Raw genomic sequence first — 21,344 nt, 5'->3', positions numbered from 1 at the left:
ATTTTGTAGTAGAATTAATCCTGTACATTATTAATCAAGTTTTTCTTTGTAAGTGTATATGGAATTAACTGATTCCCTCAAGAAATTGCTCAGTGAAACTGCACTTCAATTAAAAGGTGCAGCTAAAAGAAGATTCATGGCGCAAACAGTCTTAGAATTAGGCTATGGGGTACAAACCCTTGCTGCACAGGAGTTAGGCAGGAATCGAACTACTACTCGTCAAGGAATTAAAGAACTAAAAAGAGGTATTATTTGTGTTGATAATCATTCAGCTAAGGGGCGGAAAAAAGCAGAAGAACATTTACCTTTTCTCTTGGAAAACATCAAAAGTTTAGTGGATTCTCAAAGCCAAACTGACCCAAGTTTTAAAAGTCAAAGGCTTTATGTGAGACTGAGTGCGGCCGAAGTCCGAAAGCAATTAATCTCTAAATATGGATACAGTGATGAGGATGTACCGAGCGAGGAAACTATTCGGGTTAAATTAAATAACTTAGGTTATCGTCTGAAAAGAGTGGCTAAAGTTTTACCTCAAAAAAATTCCAGAAACCGCGGCAATCTTTGAGGAATTAGCTAACATTAATCGGGAAGCGGATGAAGACCCTACGATGTTACGTCTTAGTTTAGATGCCAAAGCCCGTGTTAATATTGGACTGTTTGATCGAGGAGGTGAAAATAGAATAACTGTCGAAACAAACGATCATGATTTTAATCCGAAAACAACCCTAACCCCTTACGGAATACTTATTCCAGAATTTGATGAGTTGTTTTTGTATTTCACTACCTCCACAGTAACCAGTGACTTTATTGTTGATATATTAGAGGATTTCTGGGAGTCTGAAAAATCTCGTTTTGAGAAAATTAAAACTTTGATAATTAATCAAGATAATGGATCATAAAATAATTCGAGACGAACTCAGTTTATGAAACGTATAGTTGAGTTTCCCCAAAAATATCAAGTTAATATACGTTTAGCTTACTATCCCCCCTACCATAGTAAATATAATCCTATTGAACGAACCTGGGCTGTGTTAGAAAACCATTGGAATGGGAGTATTTTAGATGAAATCGAAACCGCTTTGAAATTCGCCCAAACTATGACGTGGAAAGGAAAACACCCGATTGTTAAGTTGATTACTGAAACTTACGAAAAAGGAGTAAAGCTTACTAAAAAAGCCATGGAAAAAATCGAAGAAAAAATCGAACGTCTCACAGAATCAACGAATCAAGACTTTCCCGATTTGGGACAATGCTTTATTGATATCTATTATGATAAGACCTAGTTTGTAGTTAACTAAGATGGTTAGCTAAAAACTGTCCTTGATTCTTTAACTTGTCCTTGTTATACTCGAAAAAGCTCGGAAGTATAAAAGATTGTGCTGCCTATTTTTCCGAAAAAATAGGTTGTAATGGGAGACTCTTTGTTTTCCTGGACAAAAATAATTACTTTTTCAAAAAAACACTTTTCTATTTTTTTGTTGGGTATTTTATTCTCTGGAAGTCCCTTATTGAGATCATTAAGCATTTCTACTTATTACAAAGGTGAGATGCTCCCATCCTTGAAGTATTATCTGGCTCTACTATCAGGATTTCCTAGTATCCAGACGCGCCCTACTCGCCTCTTTATTTGCTGCTTTTGCCTACGGTTGTTTTCTTTATTCCCAAGTCTCTAATGCTTATGTGGTACAAGCACAACAGTATTTAGGTTTTCAACAACCGCCGAATGTTCCCTTATTACCCAAGTTCTTCTTTATCTTTGAAAGACATCAGTTTCTAGGTGCTGTTCATCTGTTCTTGCTAGTCTTCCTAGTAGATATTTGGCAACAGCTAAGTAAAAGACAGATTGTTCGTCCTAGTTCAGATAATATAGTCATTCCAAATAAGTATGATGCAAGGGAAAAATAGGGTAAAATAAGGAGAAACGAGCAACCCATACAGAAAAATGTCTTATAGCCTAGACTTGAGAAAAAAAGTAATCGATTATAGAGTTCTTGCCTAATTAATTTTTGAGAGTTGAAAAATGAGAAAAACAGGCATAAAATTGCATAAAATCCCTAAATATACCATTTAATTGATTAATGTTCATTCTTAATTCTCCTGACGACCGGCTACTGGCTCCTTACTCCTTAATCTAAGGGAAGATTTTTGATTTTTGCAAGAGGTCTTATGTAGAAAATGGGGAAAGCATAACTAAATCCGCCGCTCTATTTAAGATAGTTGCAGCAACAATATATAGATGGCTAAATCGAAAGGAACTTGCAGCAACAAAGGCTTCATCGGCTCTCACTTCTCCAAATAAGTTTTTGTACAATTCACAGTAAGTATCTACACATTTGACCGTCGGGCGGGCGGCTCTAGGCTTAACCCTAGTCTCTGTCTCGGTTTCAGGCTTTTCTTCTAGGTTGTTTTGAGGGAGATACCAGCAAGGGAATCTTTAAGAAATTACCCAAAATCCCTGAGTATAGATATTGACGGCGCTAGACTCCCAACGTATAGATAAATACTGTTTCTGGAAGCCCATGACTGTGAGCTACGAAAAAATCACCCCACCGACAACAGGCTCGACAATTACTTTTTCTGAGGGAAAACCTCTAGTTCCCGACGATCCCATCATTCCCTTCATTCGCGGTGACGGTACGGGGGTCGATATCTGGCCCGCAACCGAAAAAGTTATCGATGCAGCGATCGCCACAGCCTACGCTGGTCAAAGGAAAATCCATTGGTTTAAAGTCTATGCTGGCGATGAAGCTTGCGAAATCTACGGGACCTATCAATATCTACCCCAAGATACATTGACAGCGATTAAAGAATATGGTATTGCCATCAAGGGTCCCTTGACCACTCCGATCGGTGGCGGCATTCGTTCCCTGAATGTGGCTTTGCGGCAAATTTTTGACCTCTATGCCTGTGTTCGTCCCTGTCGTTACTATGCGGGAACCCCTTCCCCCCATAAAACCCCGGAAAAACTCGATGTCATCGTCTATCGGGAAAATACCGAGGATATTTATCTCGGCATCGAATGGAAACAAGGCACGGAAATCGCCGATAAACTGATTAATTATCTCAACACGGAACTAATTCCCGCCACTCCCGAACACGGGAAAAAACAAATTCCCCTCGATGCGGGTATCGGTATCAAACCGATTAGTAAGACGGGTTCCCAAAGATTAGTCCGCCGGGCGATCGAACGAGCGCTGACTTTACCCAAACCGAAAAATCAAGTTACTCTCGTCCACAAGGGTAACATTATGAAATATACCGAAGGGGCGTTTCGGGATTGGGGTTATGAATTAGCTAAAAGTGAATTCCGGGATGTGTGCGTCACCGAGATGGAATCATGGATCCTGAGCAATAAGGAGAAAAACCCTGATCTGAGCATCGAAGATAACGCCCGCATGGTGGAACCGGGTTATGATGCCCTCACGGACGAGAAAAAAGCTAAAATCTGCCAAGAAGTGACCAGTGTTCTCGATGCCATCTGGGAAACCCACGGCAATGGGCAGTGGCAAGATAAAATTATGGTTAACGATCGCATTGCCGATAGTATCTTCCAACAGATTCAAACCCGTCCCGATGAATACTCGATCCTCGCTACCATGAACCTGAATGGCGATTATCTCTCCGATGCGGCAGCGGCGATCGTGGGTGGTTTAGGGATGGGACCCGGGGCGAATATTGGCGATACTTGCGCTATTTTTGAGGCAACCCACGGCACAGCCCCTAAACACGCCGGTTTAGACCGAATTAACCCTGGTTCGGTGATTCTTTCCGGGGTGATGATGTTGGAATACATGGGATGGCAAGAAGCGGCCGATTTGATTAAAAAAGGCATCGCAGCAGCGATCGCCAATCGACAAGTTACCTACGATTTAGCGCGTCTGATGGAACCTCCCGTTAATCCTCCCCTGAAATGTTCCGAATTTGCCGACGCGATTATCTCCCATTTTGGGGATTAATTTTCCGGTTAGGGTAGCCTGAAAACTGCCCTATTTTTCAGAAAATCCCAAAAATAACCCCTGCCTCCGTTAATGCAGACGTTTTAAGCGTTCTTGGAGAATTTGGGCTTGTTTTTCGGACTCTGCTAAAGCTTGCTTCGTTTTTTGGATTAAAGCTTCTGGAGCTTTTTCGACAAAGCTAGGTTTATTCAGGCGATCGCTCAAACTCTTGATTTCCCCTTCTACTTTAGCTAAATTTTTCGCTAATTTCCCAGCCAATACCGATATATCAACCAATCCGGACAGGGGGATGAGGATTTCTACCGTAGCGACAACACCGGCGATCGCCTGATTGACTTCCTCGGTCAATTTTGCCGTCAAAATTAAGTTTTCGATCTTGGCCAAGTCTTTTAAGTACACTTGTCCGCGTTGCAAAATAGCTAATTCTTGGCTGTTTTCTGTCTGTAAAATTGCCGTGATCGTTGCCCCCGGTTTAATCCCCGCTTCGGCGCGCAAATTACGCAACACCCGAATACTTTCAATTAATAAATCAAAAGTATTTTCTAAGTCTAGATCGAGCAGAGAACTATCAGCTATTGGATAGGTTTGTAAAGCCAAAACTTGCTGATTTTCTTGGGTTAAATTATGCCAAATTTCTTCGGTAATATGGGGCATAAAGGGATGTAATAATTTTAATGTCCCTGCCAAGATAAAAGCCAAAGTTTGCCTGGCTGTAGCACAAGAAACCGATTCTTTATCCTTCCATAAACGAGTTTTCACTAACTCGATATACCAATCACAGAAATCGCGCCAGATAAATTCGTATAGACCTTTTGCCGCTTCCCCCATGCCATAATTTTCTAGATAATCTCTAGTTTTTTGTACTGTTTGATGATAACGAGATAAAATCCAGCGATCGGCTAATTCTAAATTTTCTAAAACTGGTTCTCCCAATTCTTCTGGGGTTTTTCCCTCCAGATTCATCATGACAAAACGGGAAGCATTCCAAATTTTATTGGCAAAATTTCGGGCCGCTTCTACGGATTCCGATTCATCGGTTTTACGGTTATATTGCAGACTGATATCCTGTCCTGCTCCTGCCACTTCTCGAATTAAGGTATATCGTAAAGCATCGGTTCCATATTTATCAATTAAAATTAGGGGATCGATGCCGTTATTGGCAGATTTAGACATCTTTTTGCCGTTTTCATCCCTAACTAAACCGTGAATATAGACATCTTTAAAGGGCATTTGTCCCGTAAAATAGCCCGCCATCATCGTCATTCTTGCCACCCAGAAAAAGATAATATCAAAACCAGTGACGAGGGTTGTGGTGGGATAATAGGTGTCTAGATCAAGGGTTTTTTCTGGCCATCCCATAGTCGAAAATGGCCACAATCCCGAGGAAAACCAAGTATCTAAAACATCGGGGTCTTGTTGAATAATTATATCCTCTCCATACTCTTGTTTGGCCTTGGCTAAAGCGGAGGTTTCATCCTGGGCAACGACGAAGGGAGTATGGTTAGTAATTTCGTTATTAGTTTCACTGATAATGTACCAAGCGGGAATTTGATGACCCCACCACAGTTGTCGAGAAATACACCAATCTTTTAGTTTAACTAACCAATCGCGATAAACTTTTGTCCATCTTTCTGGCACAAAACGGGGCGAGTTTTCCTGATCTAAACAGGCTAAAGCTTTTGTGGCTAAAGGTTCGATTTTAACGAACCATTGGGTAGATAAAAGGGGTTCCACGGGAACTTTACCTCGATCGCTATAGGGGACGCTATGGCGATAGGCTTCAATCTTAACTAAAAAGCCGTCTTCATCGAGTTTTTTAACGACATTTTTGCGGGCAACAAAACGATCTTGACCCGCGAATATTCCGGCATTTTCGTTTAAACTGCCGTCTAAATTCATGATATTAATAAAGGCTAAATTATGGCGTTTACCCATCTCAAAATCCTTAGGATCGTGGGCCGGCGTAACTTTGACGCAACCGGTACCGAATTCGGTATCCACCAATTCATCGGCAATAATGGGAATTTCTCGCCCCATTATCGGTAAAGTGACGGTTTTGCCGATTAAATGGCGATAACGGCGGTCTTGCGGGTTGACAGCGACACCAGTATCACCTAGCATGGTTTCGGGCCTTGTGGTGGCCACTTGAAGATAACCGCTACCATCGCTGAGAGGATAGCGAAAATACCAGAGATTTCCCTCAATGTCCTTGTTTTCCACCTCTAAATCGGAAACGGCCGACCGGGATTCGGGACACCAGTTAACTAAGTATTGACCGCGATAGATTAATCCGTCCTCATAAAGTTTGATAAAAGCAGTACGGACAGCATGGGAAAGTCCCTCATCCATGGTGAAACGTTCCCGCGTCCAATCGACGGATACCCCCAAGCGTCGCAGTTGATTAACAATGGTACTACCTGACTCCTCTTTCCATTGCCAAGCGCGTTCGAGGAATTTTTCCCTTCCTAGTTGGTAACGGTCGGTTTTTTCGGCTTTTAATTGGCGATCGAGTATAGCTTGTACTGCAATACTAGCGTGATCCGTCCCGGGCAGCCAGAGGGTATTTTTGCCAGTCATGCGCTTGTAGCGAACGAGTGTATCAATCAAGGAACTCTCGAAAGCGTGACCCATGTGGAGACTACCGGTAACATTGGGAGGGGGGATGACTATACAGTAGGTTTCGCCGCCTTTTTCGGGGTTTGCTGTAAATATTTCTTGATTTTCCCAATATTGCTGCCATTTCGTTTCTGTGATCTTGGGATCGTATTGCTTCGATAGTTCCGAGGTCATGATGGGGGGATTCTACAATTCTTAGTTCTTTGTCAATTGTCCCACATTTGGGAGAGATCAAATTCTGGTTTAGTTGCCGGCTAAAAGTTTTCAAGAGTCCTATCAAAATAGCTGTTATCTTTTGCTCGGCTAAACCTAGCTAATTTATGGTAACTTTTTTGTATCTCACCAGTATAATAATTGCTATAATCAATTGAGGGACTCAATCAATAAGTGGGTAGGTATTAAAAACTCTCAGATGCCCCCCTTATTAAGGGGGGATTAAGGGGGGATCGGCACCCCCCTTATCAAGGGGGGCAGGGGGGATCGAACCTAAAATCCATTTTTAATTTAATTATAACCAGCTACTTAAATTATGACCATAGCAACAGATAAAAGTACCTATAGCTTTGCCGAATATTTAGAACTAGAGGAAACGGCAGCCTATAAAAATGAGTATCAAGATGGGGAAATCGTACCGATGACAGGAGGCACTACCGATCATAATAAAATTGCTCTCAATTTTGCCGCTTATTTAAAATTTGCCCTCAAAGGACAGAAATATAATATTTTTATCGGTGATGTTAAATTATGGATAGCGCAATATCGTCAAGCAACCTATCCCGATGTGATGCTAATTGAAGGTGAACCGATTTATTATGAAACTGGCAAGACAACTGTTACCAATCCCAGATTAATAGTAGAAGTCCTCTCAAAATCAACTCAAAATTATGACCAGGGCGATAAATTTCTCTATTATCGTTCGCTGCCGGAATTTCAAGAATATATTCTGATCAGTCAAAGTCGTCCCTACGTCATGCAGTATAACAAAACTCAAGAAAATAAATGGCTATTAACGGAATACGAGGGCGAAAATGCTAGTTTATCTTTAACTTCTGTCAATTTCGATCTCAGTTTTCAGGAAATTTATGAAGGAGTTACTTTTAATATAATCAATGATTAAACCAGTTGTTTCAACAAGCTTAAGTTAACGAAAGAATCAATCAATTATGACCATAGCAACAGATAAAAGTACCTATAGCTTTGCCGAATATTTAGAACTAGAGGAAACGGCAACCTATAAACATGAGTATCAAGATGGGGAAATCGTACCGATGACGGGAGGCACTACCGATCATAATAAAATTGCAGGTAATTTTTACTTTTATTTACGCCTAAAGTTACCACAGTCCAACTATAAAATATTTATCGGTGATGTTAAAGTATGGATAGCGCAATATCGTCAAGCAACCTATCCCGATGTGATGCTAATTGAGGGAGAACCGATTTATTATGAAACTGGCAAGACAACTGTTACCAATCCCAGATTAATAGTAGAAGTCCTCTCAAAATCAACTCAAAATTATGACCAGGGTGATAAATTTCTCTATTATCGTTCGCTGCCGGAATTTCAAGAATATATTCTGATCAGTCAAAGTCGTCCCTACGTCATGCAGTATAACAAAACTCAAGAAAATAAATGGTTATTAACGGAATACGAGGGTGAAAATGCCAGTTTATCTTTAACTTCTGTCAATTTTGCTCTCAGTTTTCAGGAAATTTACGAAGGAGTTACTTTTAATATAAGTAGCTGGTTATAATTAAATTTAAAATGGATTTTAGGTTCGATCCCCCCTTAGTCCTAGGGTTGATTCATAGTAGGGTTGATTCATAGTAGGGTTGATTCATGAATCAACCCTACCTTAATAAGGGTGGTGTCTGATAATTTTTAACGCCTACCTACTTATTTAACGATTTGCTTTGAATTTTCGTTTTTTTGCCAGTATTCTCGGCAAGGAGGTCGGGAAATCTGTCTCTACAGACCCAATTTCGCCGCTAAAGCGATCGCTACCGGGAAAATGCGATGTTCTTGCACTTGAATGCGTTCGTGGAGACTAGCCGCGGTATCATCCGGGAGAATGGGAACCACTGCTTGCATTAAAATTGGGCCACTATCTACCTCCGCGCGAGCGATATGCACAGTACATCCGGTCACTTTTACCCCCGCAGCTAAAGCTTGTTCCACGGCACGCACACCCTTAAAACTGGGTAGTAAACTAGGATGGATATTGATCACGCGATCGGGAAAAGCATCTAGTAAAACCGGGGTGACAATTCGCATCCAGCCCGCCATAATTACCCATTTTACGCCGTATTCTTGGAAAGTTTCTACTATTGCCCGATCGAGTTCTTCTCTGGGTTTAAATTGACGATGATCGAGGAAAACCGCGGGGATATTGTAGTGAGCGGCTTTTTCTTTTACCTTGGCATCGGGATTATTGTAGATGAGGACAGAAATCCGGGCATTAAGTTGTTTTTTAGCGATCGCTGCTGCTAAAACAGCAAAATTGGAACCACTACCAGAAGCCATCACTCCTAAAGAGAGGGTTTCCTCTAGGGGAATATCGGCCAAACTAAGATCGGGAGAAATTAAACTTGGGGAAATTGTCATCATATTTTATAAGCGAGTTCGAGTGCATTGCAAAAGCTATTGAGGCGATTCAGCAAAGCATTATAGTAAGAATAAGCATCATCCCGTTCCTCTTGGAGATAGGCATACAAGGTTAGCTCAGGCTCTGAAGCTAGGTGATTTTTAGGGATATCGAAACCGACTTCGGTTAGGCGCGTCGATGCGATCGCAACTAGCAACGCCCCAATGGTATTGGACTCACCATTGTGAAGATCCCTCAGTCCGGGTAAGATGATCTCGGCCCCTGGCAACTCATTGAGATTCATGATTGTTTCTCCTCTGGTGGATATTCAAAACGTTCAATAAAGTTCTCGACTCTGCTTCTCAGCACATCAGGGTTAAGGGAGGGGAATCGGATTAGTTCCGGTGCAATCGCTTCAAAGCATTCCCCTAGCTCATTCAAAGAGAATAATTTGTGTTCGTACATAGCTTCAATATCTTTCAAGTCACGGTCAAACCCTCTCGATAGTTTAGAAAGAGCTTGGGCTGTAAAATCATAGTGATAGAAAGAGATTTGACCTCGTTTGCCAATGAATACGCTTCGATCGCGCCATCCCGGAATAGGGGGCAGAAAATCCTGCGGAGATGCCAGTTCAATGTTGATGTTCAATTCTTTTTTTAGCTTGGCGATCGCTTGAAAAATGCCCAGTGGTTCGGGATCTAGACGGATATCCACATCGACTGTGGAATTCCGCCATCCCACCAGTAAGGCACTCGCTCCACCTGTAAAGTAGATAGTGCCTGAACCCTGAGCTTCTTTACCTAAGATTTGCATTAGGCGTTCTAACTTCTGAGCGTCAACGTTTGCACGCATTTTTTTGCCGTGATTATCTGCCTCAAGTTACCAGTTTAGTTTAGTGCCTACTCAAAGGTAAATTGTACAACTGAATCGAAAAAATCCCCATACCCCTATCTCCCTTATCCCCGTTGTTTCAAACCGGTTTCAATAGCGGCAATTACTGTTTCTATGACTTTAACGCGGGCGAAATACTTATCATTTGCCGCCACAATCGTCCAGGGGGCGACGGGGGTGCTAGTGCGGGCTACCATGTGATTAACTGCCACATGGTAGAGGGGCTGTTTTTCCCGATTGCGCCAATCTTCATCGGTGAGTTTATGTTGACGATAGGGGTTATTTTGGCGCTCGTTGAAGCGATTTAACTGTTCTTCGGGGCTGATATGTAACCAGAATTTGACTAAAACACAGCCTGAATGGGTTAATTGGGCTTCAAATTCGTTAATTTCTTGATATGCCCGTCGCCAATCCATATCTTTAGCGAATCCTTCCACTCTCTCCACTAAAACCCGTCCATACCAACTGCGATCGAATATACCAATAGTTTTGGCTGCGGGTAATTTCCGCCAGAAGCGCCAGAGATAATGATAGCGATGTTCTTCCTCCGTCGGGGCAGCAAAGGCAATCACTTGATAACTGCGAGGATCGAGGGTATCGGTTAAGCGTTTGATCGCACCTCCCTTGCCGGCGGCATCCCACCCTTCAAAGAGGACTAAAACGGGGATATTTGCCTGAAAAATCTTTAATTGCAGTTTTCTTAATTCTACCTGTGCCTCACGCAAGCGGATTTTATAGTCTTCTTTTTCCAATTTGGCACTTAAGTCCACTCTCCCCAGATAATCGGGTTCCGTGGGCAGTAATTGGGCTTGGGGTGGTAGATTGGCAGGAGGTTCGATCGGTAATTGGCGCTGATCCAAAGCTTGAGCGATCGTACCGACTAATTGGGAGAGAACTTTTACCCGGGCCCAACGTTGACAGTTGCCCTCCACCAATGTCCAAGGGGCGGCCCCCGTGCTAGTGTAGGTAATCATTTCCTCGGCTAAACTGGCATACTCATCATAACGTTTGGCCTGTTGCCAATCTTCCGGACGCACGCGCCAAGATTCTAGCTCATTTTCGGCGTATTCTTTGATGCGTGACTTTAATTCCTTTTGACTGAGGTGAATCCAGAATTTAGCGATTGCGACCCCATCATCAAATAATTGTCGCTCAAAGGTGTTGATATCGCGCATGACCAGGGGAATCTGGGAGGAGGGCAATTTATTTAAGAGTCGATCCTCTAGTAGATGGGTGTACCAACTGTGATAAAAAATGCCGATACTGCCTTTTGCTGGCAGTTTTTGCCAAAATCGCCACAAAAACGGGTAACTTTCCTCTTGGGGGGAAGGGGTTAAAATTGGATGGACGGTAAAACCGCGCGGATCCATATAGTTAACCATTTTTTTGACTAAAGTTCCCTTCCCTGCCGCCGCCCAACCTTCCAAAACCACCACCACGGGTAATTTACATTCCCAACAGGACTTCTGTAGCGATCGCAGTTGTTCCATTAAATCTTTAATTTGTGATTGATAAGTTTCTTTGTCAAGGGAAAGAGATAGATCGAGGGGACTTAACATGATGGTCAAATAAAAGGAAAATTAGGGTATAAAGTTATAGACAAGTCAATTTCAAATAGGTATGATCGCGTGTCTCAAGTTAAACCTACCATTCTCGTTACTGGCGGTGCGGGTTATATTGGTTCCCATGCAGTTCTAGCGCTCAAAAATGCCGGTTATCCCGTCATCGTACTCGATAATTTATCCTACGGTCACGCCGAAATCATTAAGGATATATTAAAAGTTGAGTTAATTGTCGGTGATACTAGGGATCGATCGCTGCTGGATAATTTATTTGCCAGTCGTCATATTGCCGCCGTCATGCACTTTGCCGCTTTTATTGCCGTGGGGGAATCAGTCCAAGAACCGGCTATTTACTATCAAAATAATGTTAGTGGTAGTCTGACTCTTTTGCAAGCGATGATCGCCGCCGATGTGAAGAAATTTGTTTTTTCTTCTACCTGTGCTATTTATGGAATGCCGAAAGAAATTCCGATGACGGAAAATCATCCCCATCATCCCCTCAGTCCCTACGCTGCCAGCAAGGAAATGGTGGAACAAATTCTTCGGGATTTTGATCCGGCCTACGGTTTAAAATCGGTGGCTTTCCGTTATTTTAATGCTTCAGGAGCCGACCCCAGTGGTTTATTAGGGGAAGATCACCAACCAGAAACCCATTTAATTCCCCTGGCTTTATTAACTGCCCTGAAAAAACGGGATTCCCTGTCAATTTTCGGCACGGATTATGATACTCCCGATGGCACTGCTGTTCGCGATTATATCCATGTCAATGATTTAGCCCAAGCTCACGTTTTAGGCTTAGAATATCTCTTAAATGGGGGCGAAAGTAATGTGTTTAATTTGGGCAATGGTAACGGTTTTTCTGTGCGTGAAGTGATTGAAACAGCGCAAGCGGTAACTGGTTTAGATATTCCTGTAATCGAAAGTCCCAGAAGGGCAGGTGATGCCCCCATTTTAATCGGCAGTAGTGATAAAGCTAAACAGGTTCTCGGTTGGCATCCCCAATATGCCGATCTCAAGGTAATAGTTGAACACGCATGGAATTGGCATCAAAAAAGACACGCTTAACAGCGATCGAGTGCTAAACTTTAATCTTATAAGATTGAACAGTTCTAAGTAAGTGGTTTCAATTAAATTGAAGATAGATTTTGTCTTTGATCCCCCCTGCCCCCCTTGATAAGGGGGGTGCCGATAGAACGTAGGTTGGGTTGAAGCATGAAACCCAACGCCCGCTCATGTTACGCTACCGCTAACCCATCCTACAAATAATTGTGCCTCCCTACTTAGAGGCTGATAGTTTACTGTTATAAGCTTCTCCAGAATCCTCTCGAATACAATGCTATGAATAACAAAATAATCTTAATATTTATGGGCTTGACTTTTTTAGCAAGTTGTGCTGATAGTAAACAGTTTCAATGTCAAAAAATCTATCGGATTGCCAACGAAGTGGCCCAAGAAACCAAATCCTTAACCAACGGTCAAGGGAGAGAAATTGACCAAAAAAGTTGGCTATTAGCCGCCGATAAAATCGAACAGGCCGCAGAAAATATGAAAAAATTAGCAGTGAAGGATACCGAACTAGAGAAATATAAGACCGCTTTCGCTCAAGTTTACGAAGATTATGCCACTGCCACCCGTGAAATAATTCAAGTTATCGAAACTCGCAATAAAAACGGGGCAAAATTAGCACAGGAAAAGGTAAGAAAAGCCGGACAATTAGAAAAAGAAACTGGCGAAGCTTTTAATACCTATTGTCAAGCACAGTAAGGCACTATTAGCACAGCTATTGTGGTGGGTTACTGAATCTTGACTTTTTACCCCAAAAATATAAGGTCTAATTGCCTATATTGTGGTGCGTTAGCGATAGCGTAACGCACCCTACGGATTAGGGTTTAATTGCGTACAAAGTGCCGACATTTTTACTGCGAGGCATCCGGGAGAAGATGATAAAACCGAAGTCTTGCAGATGTTTGACTAAAGCATCGGGACCCTTTTTATGCCATTCCATCATGAGAATTTTAATCTGTCCTAATTGACCAGTTGCCGCTAAAGAATCGAGGATTTCGTATTCGGAACCTTCACAATCAATCTTGGCAACTATATCGATGTCGGGATAATCAGAGGTAATACCTTTAAACACATCGGTGAAAGGTTTAAGAATTAAATCAGCTGTAGCTGTTTGTTTCGAGGCAAAAGGTTTTAATTGGTTGTCAATACCAGAAATACCAACACTACCTTTAACATTGTAATCGTATTCTACTTGAATAATTTCATCCCGAGCGCCGACTCCATAATCAAAAGCTTTAATCTTCTCCGCTAGATTAGGATTGAGGGCAAAATTTCTGAAAGCTTGGTCGTAGGTAGCCTTAAAAGGTTCGTAACTATAGACAGCTTTCACATTAGCTCGATTGGCAAAAAAGAGACTAGCAAAACCCGTATTCATACCAATATCGATCGCTACACAGGGCTTGTCATAGAGGAAATTATATACACCTAAAAGGAAAATTTCATGGGCGATATCTAAATCCTGTCCCGTCTCGATAATTAACTTAACTCCATCGATATCGATAATTAATTCCTGTTGCCCATCGATATAAAATTTACAATCGGCCAGAGCTTTTAGTGCGTTAGCTTTGTTAAAAACTTTGCTACCCAAGAGGAAATCCTGCTTATTTTTGCTTAAACTGATCCCTAAGGGTTTGTAAAAAAGTTGACCAGATTTAGCATCATATGCCACATAATTAGGATTAATATTATGCTCTGCCAATTGACTAGACCAATATTGATCAGCAATATGGGGATAAGTCTTAAATTGCCGATAGCGTTTATGTGCATCTAACAGTTTTTGATAAAGCATTGCTTGTCTAGCCTCGATTTTTTAGGATGGATGAAGGTAATTTTATGGACAAGTTTGACAAAGTTTGATAGGCTTGTCAAGAAAATCCCTCGTCTCTGAGCATCAGAAGTCAGGAAACCCATCTCAAACAAGGTTACACAGACCATCAGGAGTTAACACGCCTTGAATTACTCTGATTTTATATTTTGGTGGATATTAATCCTTTTTAGCGTTCCTTTCCTAACGGCGCGCTACCTGGCGAAGTCCTTCAATCTCTGGCGAGGTGTTTTTGATGGGGTGGGATTAGCGGCGCTGTCCCTAATCCTATTTTATTACGCCAGTCGCACCAGTTTCCTCGTTTTCATCGTCTCCCTAGCCTTTAACTACATTATGGTCTGGCTAGTGCTGAAAATGAGCGGCTGGAAAGCGAATCTCCTAGCCACTATCGTTATCGTCATCGATATTCTCGTCCTTGCCTACTTCAAGTATTTCGGCTTTTTTGTGCAGGAAATCATCGGATTATTCGTTTCCCTCCCCCCTAACTGGAAGGAACTTTCCCCAATTCCCGTGCCTAGCCAAATCCCGCCGGGGGTATCCTTCTATACCTTCCAGATGGTGGCTTTCGTGGTGGACTCCCTACGGGAAAAGAAAAAGAAACCCCTAGCCGTCCTCGATTATGTCAATTTTATCTCCTTTTTCCCCCAGATTGTCGCAGGTCCGATCGAGCGTCGCCGGGATTTATTGCCACAAATGGAGGGATTTCGCCTCAAATTTACAGGAGAAAACTTCGAGAAGGGTTTGCGTTGGCTTTCCCTCGGTTTATTTATGAAATTTGTCCTCGCCGATAACATTGCGCCCTACATCGAATTAGATAAGATGATCGACAATGCTTGGTATATCTGGTTTGAGGCCTTTTTATTCACCCTGAGAATCTATTTTGACTTCGGCGGTTATAGCTTTATTGCTGTTGGTTTAGCCTATTTTGTCGGGGTTAGATTAGAATTAAACTTTTTAGCCCCCTACACATCCCAAAGTATTAACGAATTTTGGCGACGTTGGCATATTACCCTTAGCACTTGGTTTCGGGATTATGTATTTTTACCCCTGATGGGTTCCAATAAAAATTGGGCGCCTTTTTACCTATTTATCACCTTTACGCTTTCAGGTTTCTGGCACGGTGCGGCTTGGAATTTCATCTTTTGGGGTGCTTACCACGGGGCATTATTATTATTACTGCGTTATCTGGGCCGACCTTTCTATGCTTTCGTCGGAAAATACGTTTCTCAGCCGCAAATTGTCTCCTGGGCTTTAACGCAATTGGCGGTCATTTTTGGTTGTCTCTTTTTCATGGAGATTAACACCAGAAGATTAATCGGCAAAATGCTTGTTATTGCCAATCCTTTCAATTATTCCTTAGCTAATATCGCTGAGATTTTTAGTTCCTATAGTCTTAATCAAGGAGCAGTTTTAAGCGTTGCTTTAGTTCTTGGTATCATTGTTTTAATCCTTGAACATCTGGCTATTGCCCAGAAAAAATTTGAATATGAACTCTTGTTATCCCCTTGGCTGTCTAAAATATTGCTAGGTTTAACTATTCTCCTAGCTTCCACTAATACCGGTGACTTTATTTACTTTGAATTCTGATGAATACTAAATCCTTTAACCCTTTCCCCTGGTTAGCCTCTCTGGGAGTCGCTTGGTCCCTCGGCTTTGTTTATAATGTCATCTACGGCGGCGAATTAAGCTGGTTGCGGATGATGTACGAGGAAAAATCAGCGATCGCATCTAGTACCGAAGGACCGCGACGTTTAATCGTCACGGCGGGATCGGGGGCGCATTATAGCATAAATTCGGAATTAATGGCCAAAGAATTGGGAATTCCCGTGGTTAACTTCGGTTTACAGGGGGATATCGGGTTAAATGTCATTGCCGCTATGATTCTCGAAAAAGCGCGCCAAGGGGACGTAATTCTGCTGATTCCCGAATATCTCATGCTCATGGATGAGGACGGTTTTAATCGCGGCGAAGGACTTTGGGGGTCCGCACCTTTTAGCGTCGCTATTGGTAAACCCGGGTTAGGTGGGATACCTTTAAAAACCATGATCGAGGATACTTGGTTATTAGGTATTCCGGGGATGCGTCCAGTTACTAAATCCACGGTTGATTTATTCACCAAAGGCAGAATGACGGGTTATCTTTCCGATCCAATGACTAATACAGGTGATCCGACTATAGTTAAGGAAAGAACGGGGAAATGGTGGCAAATGACCTTTGATACTGCTGCTTCTCCTCATTCAATTAAAGCTATTGAAAAACTCAAGAAAGATTTAGAAGCAAAAGGGGCGACTTTAGTGGTTTCTTTGCCCTGGGTTTATGCTAAAAATGATGGTAAAACCGTTGCTAATATTCGCAAATCTGCCGAAGAATTAAGTCGGGTTGTGCCAACAATTTATGACCCAAAAGACTTGAACATTAAGACCGATTCTACTATTTTTGCTGACACTCACTATCATCTTTTGCCCCCGGCGAGAATTATTCGTTCAGAACAATTAGTTTCGGAACTGAAACCCATCTTAAACACAACTGAGAATAAAAATCCATGAATAAACCTATAACTAAGATTTGCATTCTGGGGGGTGGTTTTGGAGGGTTATATACGGCACTCGATCTGAGTCGATTAACAGCAGTAAAATCAGGTCAATGGCAAATAACTTTAGTCGAACCAAAAAACCATTTTCTCTTTACTCCCCTTCTCTATGAACTAATTACAGGAGAATTACAACGCTGGGAAATTGCCCCCTCCTACCGTCAATTATTAACAGGAACTCAGGTTAATTTAAAACCTCAAAAAGCTAGTAATATTGACTTAAACAATCATCGAGTATATTTAGAAAATGAGGAAGTTATAGATTATGATTACCTCGTTTTAGCGGTGGGAGTGCGGAATCGTTGGCCAGCTATACCGGGGTTAGCCGATTATGGGCTGACTTTTCGGAGTTTAGAGGATGTGGAAAAATTACAAACGGCAATTCATGACTTAGAAACTCAAGGAAAATCCTCAATTAATTTAGCCATTATTGGCGGCGGTCCCAATGGGGTAGAATTAGCCTGTAAGGTAGCTGATCGCTTAGGAAAAAAGGGCAAAGTTCATCTAGTGGAAAAGAACGAGGAAATACTGCAAAACTTCCCTAAATCGGTGCGTATTGCTTCCTATCGTTCCCTTTTAGTCAAGAATGTTAGTCTCTATTTAAACACGGGATTAAAGGAAGTTGCAGCTAATTCCATAACCGTATTTAAAGATAATAAAAATGAAGTTATCCCCATTGATTTATTATTGTGGACAGCAGGAACCCAAGCACAGGATTGGATCAATGATTTGGATTGTCAGAAAACAGCACAAGGCAAATTATTAACCCGTTCCAGTTTACAATTAATCGACTATCCTGAAGTTTTTGCCGTCGGGGATCTAGCCGAAATTTATCCGAGTAAACAGGTAATTCCTGCCACGGCACAGGCAGCCTATCAAGCAGCCAGTGTAGTAGCCAAAAATATCTCGGCAGTGATCAGAAAAAAATCGCCCCAACCCTATTATTATCTCCATTTAGGTGATATGTTAACCCTAGGTAAACAATCAGCCCTTGTCTCCAGTTTTGGCATTAATATTACTGGTAGATTGGCTGATATAATGCGTCGATTTGTCTATATTCTGCGTTTACCCAGCAAACGCCATCAATTGAAAGTGTTTCAACATTGGGCAAAAAAAATTCTTCTCCGACTCCGTTATTCACAGGTGTTATCTAATACTAAATCCGTTGAGTATAGGCTACATATCAGGAGAGGCAAAAGGCAAAAGGGAGAATAAATAATCAGTTCCAACCAGGTTGTTAGTCCTTACACAATTGGCTACAATAGCCCTACACAAGCTACGAGAGAAAAGTATGCCTGAATTAAAAATTAGCATTAGTGAGGCTGCTCACAAAACGCTGTTAGCACTCGTTGACTCCTCTGGGGATACGCTCCCAACAGTATTAGACAAAGCCATCGAAAATTATCGCAGATATGTTTTTCTAGTTCAAGCGAATGAAGCCTTCGCCGCCTTAAGGAAGAATGAGACTTTATGGCAAGAGGAAATTTCTGAAAGGCAGACATGGGAGCAAACTCTCGCTGATGGAGTAGAAGGGTAGTGGCAGAAATTACCAGAGGAGAAATATGGCTAGCAGATCTTAATCCAGTAAGGGGGCATGAACAGGCTGGTAAGCGTCCATGTTTAGTGATTTCAGCAGACCTGTTTAATCAGGGTGCATCTGGCTTAGTTGTTGTTTTGCCAGTAACTTCTAAAGACAAAGGAATCCCTTTCCACATAAAAGTGGAACCCCCAGAGGGAGGAGTGAAAATGCCAAGTTTTATCAAGTGCGAGGACGTAAGATCAATCTCAGTAGAACGACTTGAGAAGCGATGGGGAACTGTATCCTCAGAAACGCTGGCATTGGTTGAAGACAGACTGAGAATCTTAATGGGACTGTAATGAAGATAGTTTCACCAATTTGCGCTCCAAGCCCAGGTTTTAGTTTGCATTCTTCCACTGTTCCAATGCCACCTTCGTGTGACTGTACCATTCTGAATTTGATTACGATTAGGCTTGCCCTCGTAACGCGCCGATAGACCAACCAGTGCTTTCGGCATCGCAACTAAACTCACAGTTTCAATCAATGGGCATGGTGCGTTCCCAAAAATCGATCGGTGGAGCAGTAGGACCCCCATTAGGGAACGCACCCTAGGGCTGAAAACGGAGATTTTGAAGAGATCGCACTTGAGCAATGGTTTCAAAATCACGGTCGTTGTGAATCAGAAGCAGATCATTTTCCAGTGCCGCTTGAGCAATACAGCAATCAATTGGGCTGCGAACAGTCAATCCTTGACGACGCAGATCATAGTAAATACGTGCAGCCGCTTGCCAGGAAGAAGGCCTGAGTTCAACATAATCCTGCACTTCGAGGTAAGTAGAGAGGATTGTCCACTCTTGCTCGTTTAAGCTCCCTTGAAGCAGTTCAAGCTGGGTAAAGCGGGTGAGTAAAATCTCACGATTTGCAATTAACGTTTCCAGTTGCTGGCGAACTTGATCACCACGACTGCGGAAGACGCTGATCCACACAGATGTGTCAATCAGCAACATGACCAGTTTCACGTAGGGCTTTATAATCAAAATCTGGAGCAAATTGAATTTGTCCGGCAAGGTCGAGAAGGTTTTTCTTACGGCGCGATCTCACGAATTCTTGTAGAGCAAGATTCATTAGTTCCTCTTGGGTGGTGAGGTTAGTCAGTTGAAAGGCTTCCTTGAGAAGGGATTCATCAAGGTTGAGGGTAATTTGCATAGGATGGATATTAGATTGAAGTATAGGTGATTATTCTCTTTACATTTTAATCCGATAGATGACTAACCCACCTCTGGGCATATCTTTGTTAGTTGGCTCTCAAGCTTTAAGCTACATACGGCAATGGCGTAGTGCCTTCGGCATCACACTTAAACTCACAGCTTCAATCTATGGGCATGGTGCGTTCCCAAAAATCGATCGGTGGAGCAGTAGGATCCAGATTAGGGAACGCACCCTACAAGCTCGGCGTACTGCTACGCAGTGCCTTCGGCATCGCACTATGCAGTGCCTTCGGCATCGCACTATTTCAGTCCCCGTGCAAGACCATCAGCGGCCTTGAGCATCTTGGGTATTCGGAATTGCCCAGCCATTGATTGAATGTGTTGGGCAGCTACGTTGTATTCGATGCCGATTGCTGTGACAAAGAGAGGCCGCTTGCTGTTTGCGCGGAACACTTCGACCGCGTGTTCCGAATCACGATAACGGTTCTTGGCAACGCCGACGATGACGGCGGGTTGCGTCAGCGAACGGTGCAGATACGCACCCAAACCTGGCGTAAGGTCACGAGAGAGATGGCAATAGCCATCAATCACATAGGTGTGTACGTCGAACCCGATCTGCGTGATCACCCTCAGCAGCGGCGACAATTCCCGCCTGTAGAACTTTCCAGGTTCGTATGCCGCCACAGGTTCTTCGGTCGCCGTGCGGCTGGCAATTGGTTCCTCAGATTGCCATTCTTTGAACACAATTGCGGCAGCGTGTGCCGCAGTGTCGGTGTAATGGACATCGAGAGCAGCAATCATCGGAGGCCACCATCCAGAAAATGAACCGGCTTACCGGCAATTATTGCGTCGAGGCAGCCTTCCAATTGAATTGCTTCTGGTAGTTCTTGAGCTTTTTGTACAGGTTTACTTAGAAGTGTTGATAACATTTCTTCTCTTCTCTTGAAAACATCACTATATGTTAGACGGAAAGTTTCCATATATCACGCCGAATACACATTTGTTAAAAAAAAATCTTTCCGCCTATTACTCTCAAATGGAGCAATCGCAAGAAACTTTCCCTATATTACGCCCAAAAGCGTGTTAGCCAGATTAGTTTACTGCAAACAATCTACTTTAAGGAGACTGATCACAGAAGCTTTCTAGAGTTCTAGCAAAGATTCTTAGATCTGACTGCACTTTGTCACAAAACTTCACTATTATTTTGACACTCTTAATAGTTGGAGAGGAAACATTAATCGCCAAGTCTGGTCAATTTTTGTCCAAAGCATTTGAGGAAATGACCCAAATAAGTAGCCAGACATAGCGCTATTTTCTTTGTTCTCAAAAAGCTGGCCATCCTCTGATTCAGAAGACCTCTTGCATAATTTTTTTATGGTATAATGGAGGGTTTTGCTTTTTTCTCAATTCTTAGATTGAAGTGGAAAAAAGAATAAAATGTGATCTTAGGTCAGGAAATCATCTATAATTTTGCTATGTTTATTAGCAAAATTATGGATTATCAAAACTTATCAGATGAACAATTCAAAC

At 42.3% G+C, this 21,344-nt stretch carries 20 protein-coding genes and 2 pseudogenes; 12 read left to right on the top strand and 10 right to left on the bottom strand.

Features of this window, described 5'->3' with window-relative positions; all coding sequences use genetic code 11:
* Positions 1–58 precede the first annotated feature (58 nt).
* The 3 genes and pseudogenes from O9300_RS14465 (at position 59) to O9300_RS14455 (ending at position 3,953) form a co-directional block, all read left to right on the top strand.
* A pseudogene (locus tag O9300_RS14465) lies at positions 59–1,280 on the top strand (ISAzo13 family transposase).
* An 858-nt stretch (positions 1,281–2,138) separates the two neighbouring features.
* Positions 2,139–2,267: pseudogene (locus O9300_RS14460) on the top strand (IS630 transposase-related protein); the annotation flags it as partial.
* A 249-nt stretch (positions 2,268–2,516) separates the two neighbouring features.
* Positions 2,517–3,953 (top strand): NADP-dependent isocitrate dehydrogenase, encoded by a 1,437-nt coding sequence (locus O9300_RS14455; RefSeq protein WP_287972339.1) that lies wholly within the window; start codon positions 2,517–2,519, stop codon positions 3,951–3,953.
* A gap of 69 nt (positions 3,954–4,022) precedes the next feature.
* Here the strand turns inward: O9300_RS14455 and O9300_RS14450 are convergent, their stop codons facing one another.
* Positions 4,023–6,743, bottom strand: a complete 2,721-nt coding sequence (locus tag O9300_RS14450; RefSeq protein ID WP_287972337.1) for a valine--tRNA ligase — start codon at positions 6,741–6,743, stop codon at positions 4,023–4,025.
* 355 nt (positions 6,744–7,098) lie between these two features.
* Between O9300_RS14450 and O9300_RS14445 the strand changes: the two genes are divergently transcribed.
* Positions 7,099–7,686, top strand: coding sequence for a Uma2 family endonuclease (locus O9300_RS14445; RefSeq protein ID WP_061431433.1), 588 nt, complete (start codon positions 7,099–7,101; stop codon positions 7,684–7,686).
* Between the two features lie 46 nt (positions 7,687–7,732).
* Positions 7,733–8,323, top strand: a complete 591-nt coding sequence (locus tag O9300_RS14440; RefSeq protein WP_287972336.1) for a Uma2 family endonuclease — start codon at positions 7,733–7,735, stop codon at positions 8,321–8,323.
* 215 nt (positions 8,324–8,538) lie between these two features.
* On the opposite strand, the gene purN is transcribed toward O9300_RS14440, so the two are convergent.
* From purN to pap, 4 genes are all read right to left on the bottom strand, one after another.
* Entirely contained in the window at positions 8,539–9,177 is a 639-nt protein-coding gene (purN, locus tag O9300_RS14435; protein WP_287972335.1) for a phosphoribosylglycinamide formyltransferase, read from the bottom strand.
* Positions 9,174–9,458: a hypothetical protein gene (locus O9300_RS14430; RefSeq protein WP_002769454.1), complete on the bottom strand. Its 285-nt coding sequence runs from the start codon at positions 9,456–9,458 to the stop codon at positions 9,174–9,176. The genes purN and O9300_RS14430 overlap by 4 nt, the downstream gene beginning before the upstream one ends.
* Entirely contained in the window at positions 9,455–10,006 is a 552-nt protein-coding gene (locus O9300_RS14425) for a DUF6036 family nucleotidyltransferase (protein WP_287972333.1), read from the bottom strand. Before O9300_RS14425 ends, O9300_RS14430 begins: the two co-directional genes overlap by 4 nt.
* A gap of 104 nt (positions 10,007–10,110) precedes the next feature.
* Positions 10,111–11,604, bottom strand: a complete 1,494-nt coding sequence (gene pap / locus O9300_RS14420; protein WP_287972331.1) for a polyphosphate:AMP phosphotransferase — start codon at positions 11,602–11,604, stop codon at positions 10,111–10,113.
* A gap of 69 nt (positions 11,605–11,673) precedes the next feature.
* Between pap and galE the strand changes: the two genes are divergently transcribed.
* Both galE and O9300_RS14410 read left to right on the top strand, forming a co-directional pair.
* Positions 11,674–12,672 carry a UDP-glucose 4-epimerase GalE gene (gene galE / locus O9300_RS14415; RefSeq protein WP_287972330.1) on the top strand — a complete coding sequence of 333 codons (999 nt, stop codon included), beginning with the start codon at positions 11,674–11,676 and terminating at the stop codon, positions 12,670–12,672.
* Positions 12,673–12,945: 273 nt separating this feature from the next.
* Positions 12,946–13,371, top strand: coding sequence for a hypothetical protein (locus tag O9300_RS14410; RefSeq protein ID WP_287972328.1), 426 nt, complete (start codon positions 12,946–12,948; stop codon positions 13,369–13,371).
* Between the two features lie 118 nt (positions 13,372–13,489).
* Here O9300_RS14410 and O9300_RS14405 read toward each other — a convergent pair whose 3' ends face one another.
* Complete coding sequence (locus O9300_RS14405; RefSeq protein ID WP_287972326.1) at positions 13,490–14,461, bottom strand: FkbM family methyltransferase; 972 nt, start codon at positions 14,459–14,461, stop codon at positions 13,490–13,492.
* A gap of 162 nt (positions 14,462–14,623) precedes the next feature.
* Between O9300_RS14405 and O9300_RS14400 the strand changes: the two genes are divergently transcribed.
* From O9300_RS14400 to O9300_RS14380, 5 genes are all read left to right on the top strand, one after another.
* Complete coding sequence (locus O9300_RS14400) at positions 14,624–16,084, top strand: MBOAT family O-acyltransferase (protein WP_287972325.1); 1,461 nt, start codon at positions 14,624–14,626, stop codon at positions 16,082–16,084.
* Positions 16,084–17,043, top strand: coding sequence for a hypothetical protein (locus tag O9300_RS14395; protein WP_287972323.1), 960 nt, complete (start codon positions 16,084–16,086; stop codon positions 17,041–17,043). Before O9300_RS14400 ends, O9300_RS14395 begins: the two co-directional genes overlap by 1 nt.
* Positions 17,040–18,302 (top strand): NAD(P)/FAD-dependent oxidoreductase, encoded by a 1,263-nt coding sequence (locus O9300_RS14390; RefSeq protein ID WP_287972322.1) that lies wholly within the window; start codon positions 17,040–17,042, stop codon positions 18,300–18,302. Before O9300_RS14395 ends, O9300_RS14390 begins: the two co-directional genes overlap by 4 nt.
* 76 nt (positions 18,303–18,378) lie before the next feature.
* On the top strand, positions 18,379–18,624 hold the full coding sequence (locus O9300_RS14385; RefSeq protein ID WP_002739747.1) for a hypothetical protein: 246 nt from the start codon (positions 18,379–18,381) through the stop codon (positions 18,622–18,624).
* Positions 18,624–18,965 (top strand): type II toxin-antitoxin system PemK/MazF family toxin, encoded by a 342-nt coding sequence (locus tag O9300_RS14380; protein ID WP_012268344.1) that lies wholly within the window; start codon positions 18,624–18,626, stop codon positions 18,963–18,965. Before O9300_RS14385 ends, O9300_RS14380 begins: the two co-directional genes overlap by 1 nt.
* 249 nt (positions 18,966–19,214) lie before the next feature.
* Here O9300_RS14380 and vapC read toward each other — a convergent pair whose 3' ends face one another.
* From vapC to O9300_RS14360, 4 genes are all read right to left on the bottom strand, one after another.
* Positions 19,215–19,613 carry a type II toxin-antitoxin system VapC family toxin gene (gene vapC, locus O9300_RS14375; RefSeq protein WP_287727627.1) on the bottom strand — a complete coding sequence of 133 codons (399 nt, stop codon included), beginning with the start codon at positions 19,611–19,613 and terminating at the stop codon, positions 19,215–19,217.
* Positions 19,600–19,812 (bottom strand): type II toxin-antitoxin system VapB family antitoxin, encoded by a 213-nt coding sequence (locus O9300_RS14370; RefSeq protein WP_002758634.1) that lies wholly within the window; start codon positions 19,810–19,812, stop codon positions 19,600–19,602. The genes vapC and O9300_RS14370 overlap by 14 nt, the downstream gene beginning before the upstream one ends.
* A gap of 302 nt (positions 19,813–20,114) precedes the next feature.
* Positions 20,115–20,615, bottom strand: a complete 501-nt coding sequence (locus O9300_RS14365) for an endonuclease V (protein ID WP_287972320.1) — start codon at positions 20,613–20,615, stop codon at positions 20,115–20,117.
* Entirely contained in the window at positions 20,612–20,743 is a 132-nt protein-coding gene (locus O9300_RS14360) for a hypothetical protein (protein WP_255520654.1), read from the bottom strand. The genes O9300_RS14365 and O9300_RS14360 overlap by 4 nt, the downstream gene beginning before the upstream one ends.
* Between the last annotated feature and the right edge of the window lie 601 nt (positions 20,744–21,344).

Origin of the sequence: Microcystis sp. LE19-195.1E (genome assembly GCF_027532095.1) — a bacterium.
GTDB classification, from domain to species: Bacteria; Cyanobacteriota; Cyanobacteriia; order Cyanobacteriales; family Microcystaceae; genus Microcystis; species Microcystis aeruginosa.
The sequence above is the reverse complement of the archived record's forward strand: the minus strand, read 5'-3'. Positions and strand labels throughout refer to the sequence as shown.

Coding starts and splice junctions, on each gene's coding strand:
- O9300_RS14455 (WP_287972339.1), top strand. CDS start 2,517: ATGACTGTGAGCTACGAAAAAATCACCCCACCGACAACAGGCTCGACA.
- O9300_RS14450 (WP_287972337.1), bottom strand. CDS start 6,743: ATGACCTCGGAACTATCGAAGCAATACGATCCCAAGATCACAGAAACG.
- O9300_RS14445 (WP_061431433.1), top strand. CDS start 7,099: ATGACCATAGCAACAGATAAAAGTACCTATAGCTTTGCCGAATATTTA.
- O9300_RS14440 (WP_287972336.1), top strand. CDS start 7,733: ATGACCATAGCAACAGATAAAAGTACCTATAGCTTTGCCGAATATTTA.
- purN (WP_287972335.1), bottom strand. CDS start 9,177: ATGATGACAATTTCCCCAAGTTTAATTTCTCCCGATCTTAGTTTGGCC.
- O9300_RS14430 (WP_002769454.1), bottom strand. CDS start 9,458: ATGAATCTCAATGAGTTGCCAGGGGCCGAGATCATCTTACCCGGACTG.
- O9300_RS14425 (WP_287972333.1), bottom strand. CDS start 10,006: ATGCGTGCAAACGTTGACGCTCAGAAGTTAGAACGCCTAATGCAAATC.
- pap (WP_287972331.1), bottom strand. CDS start 11,604: ATGTTAAGTCCCCTCGATCTATCTCTTTCCCTTGACAAAGAAACTTAT.
- O9300_RS14410 (WP_287972328.1), top strand. CDS start 12,946: ATGAATAACAAAATAATCTTAATATTTATGGGCTTGACTTTTTTAGCA.
- O9300_RS14405 (WP_287972326.1), bottom strand. CDS start 14,461: ATGCTTTATCAAAAACTGTTAGATGCACATAAACGCTATCGGCAATTT.
- O9300_RS14395 (WP_287972323.1), top strand. CDS start 16,084: ATGAATACTAAATCCTTTAACCCTTTCCCCTGGTTAGCCTCTCTGGGA.
- O9300_RS14390 (WP_287972322.1), top strand. CDS start 17,040: ATGAATAAACCTATAACTAAGATTTGCATTCTGGGGGGTGGTTTTGGA.
- O9300_RS14385 (WP_002739747.1), top strand. CDS start 18,379: ATGCCTGAATTAAAAATTAGCATTAGTGAGGCTGCTCACAAAACGCTG.
- vapC (WP_287727627.1), bottom strand. CDS start 19,613: ATGTTGCTGATTGACACATCTGTGTGGATCAGCGTCTTCCGCAGTCGT.
- O9300_RS14370 (WP_002758634.1), bottom strand. CDS start 19,812: ATGCAAATTACCCTCAACCTTGATGAATCCCTTCTCAAGGAAGCCTTT.
- O9300_RS14365 (WP_287972320.1), bottom strand. CDS start 20,615: ATGATTGCTGCTCTCGATGTCCATTACACCGACACTGCGGCACACGCT.
- O9300_RS14360 (WP_255520654.1), bottom strand. CDS start 20,743: ATGTTATCAACACTTCTAAGTAAACCTGTACAAAAAGCTCAAGAACTA.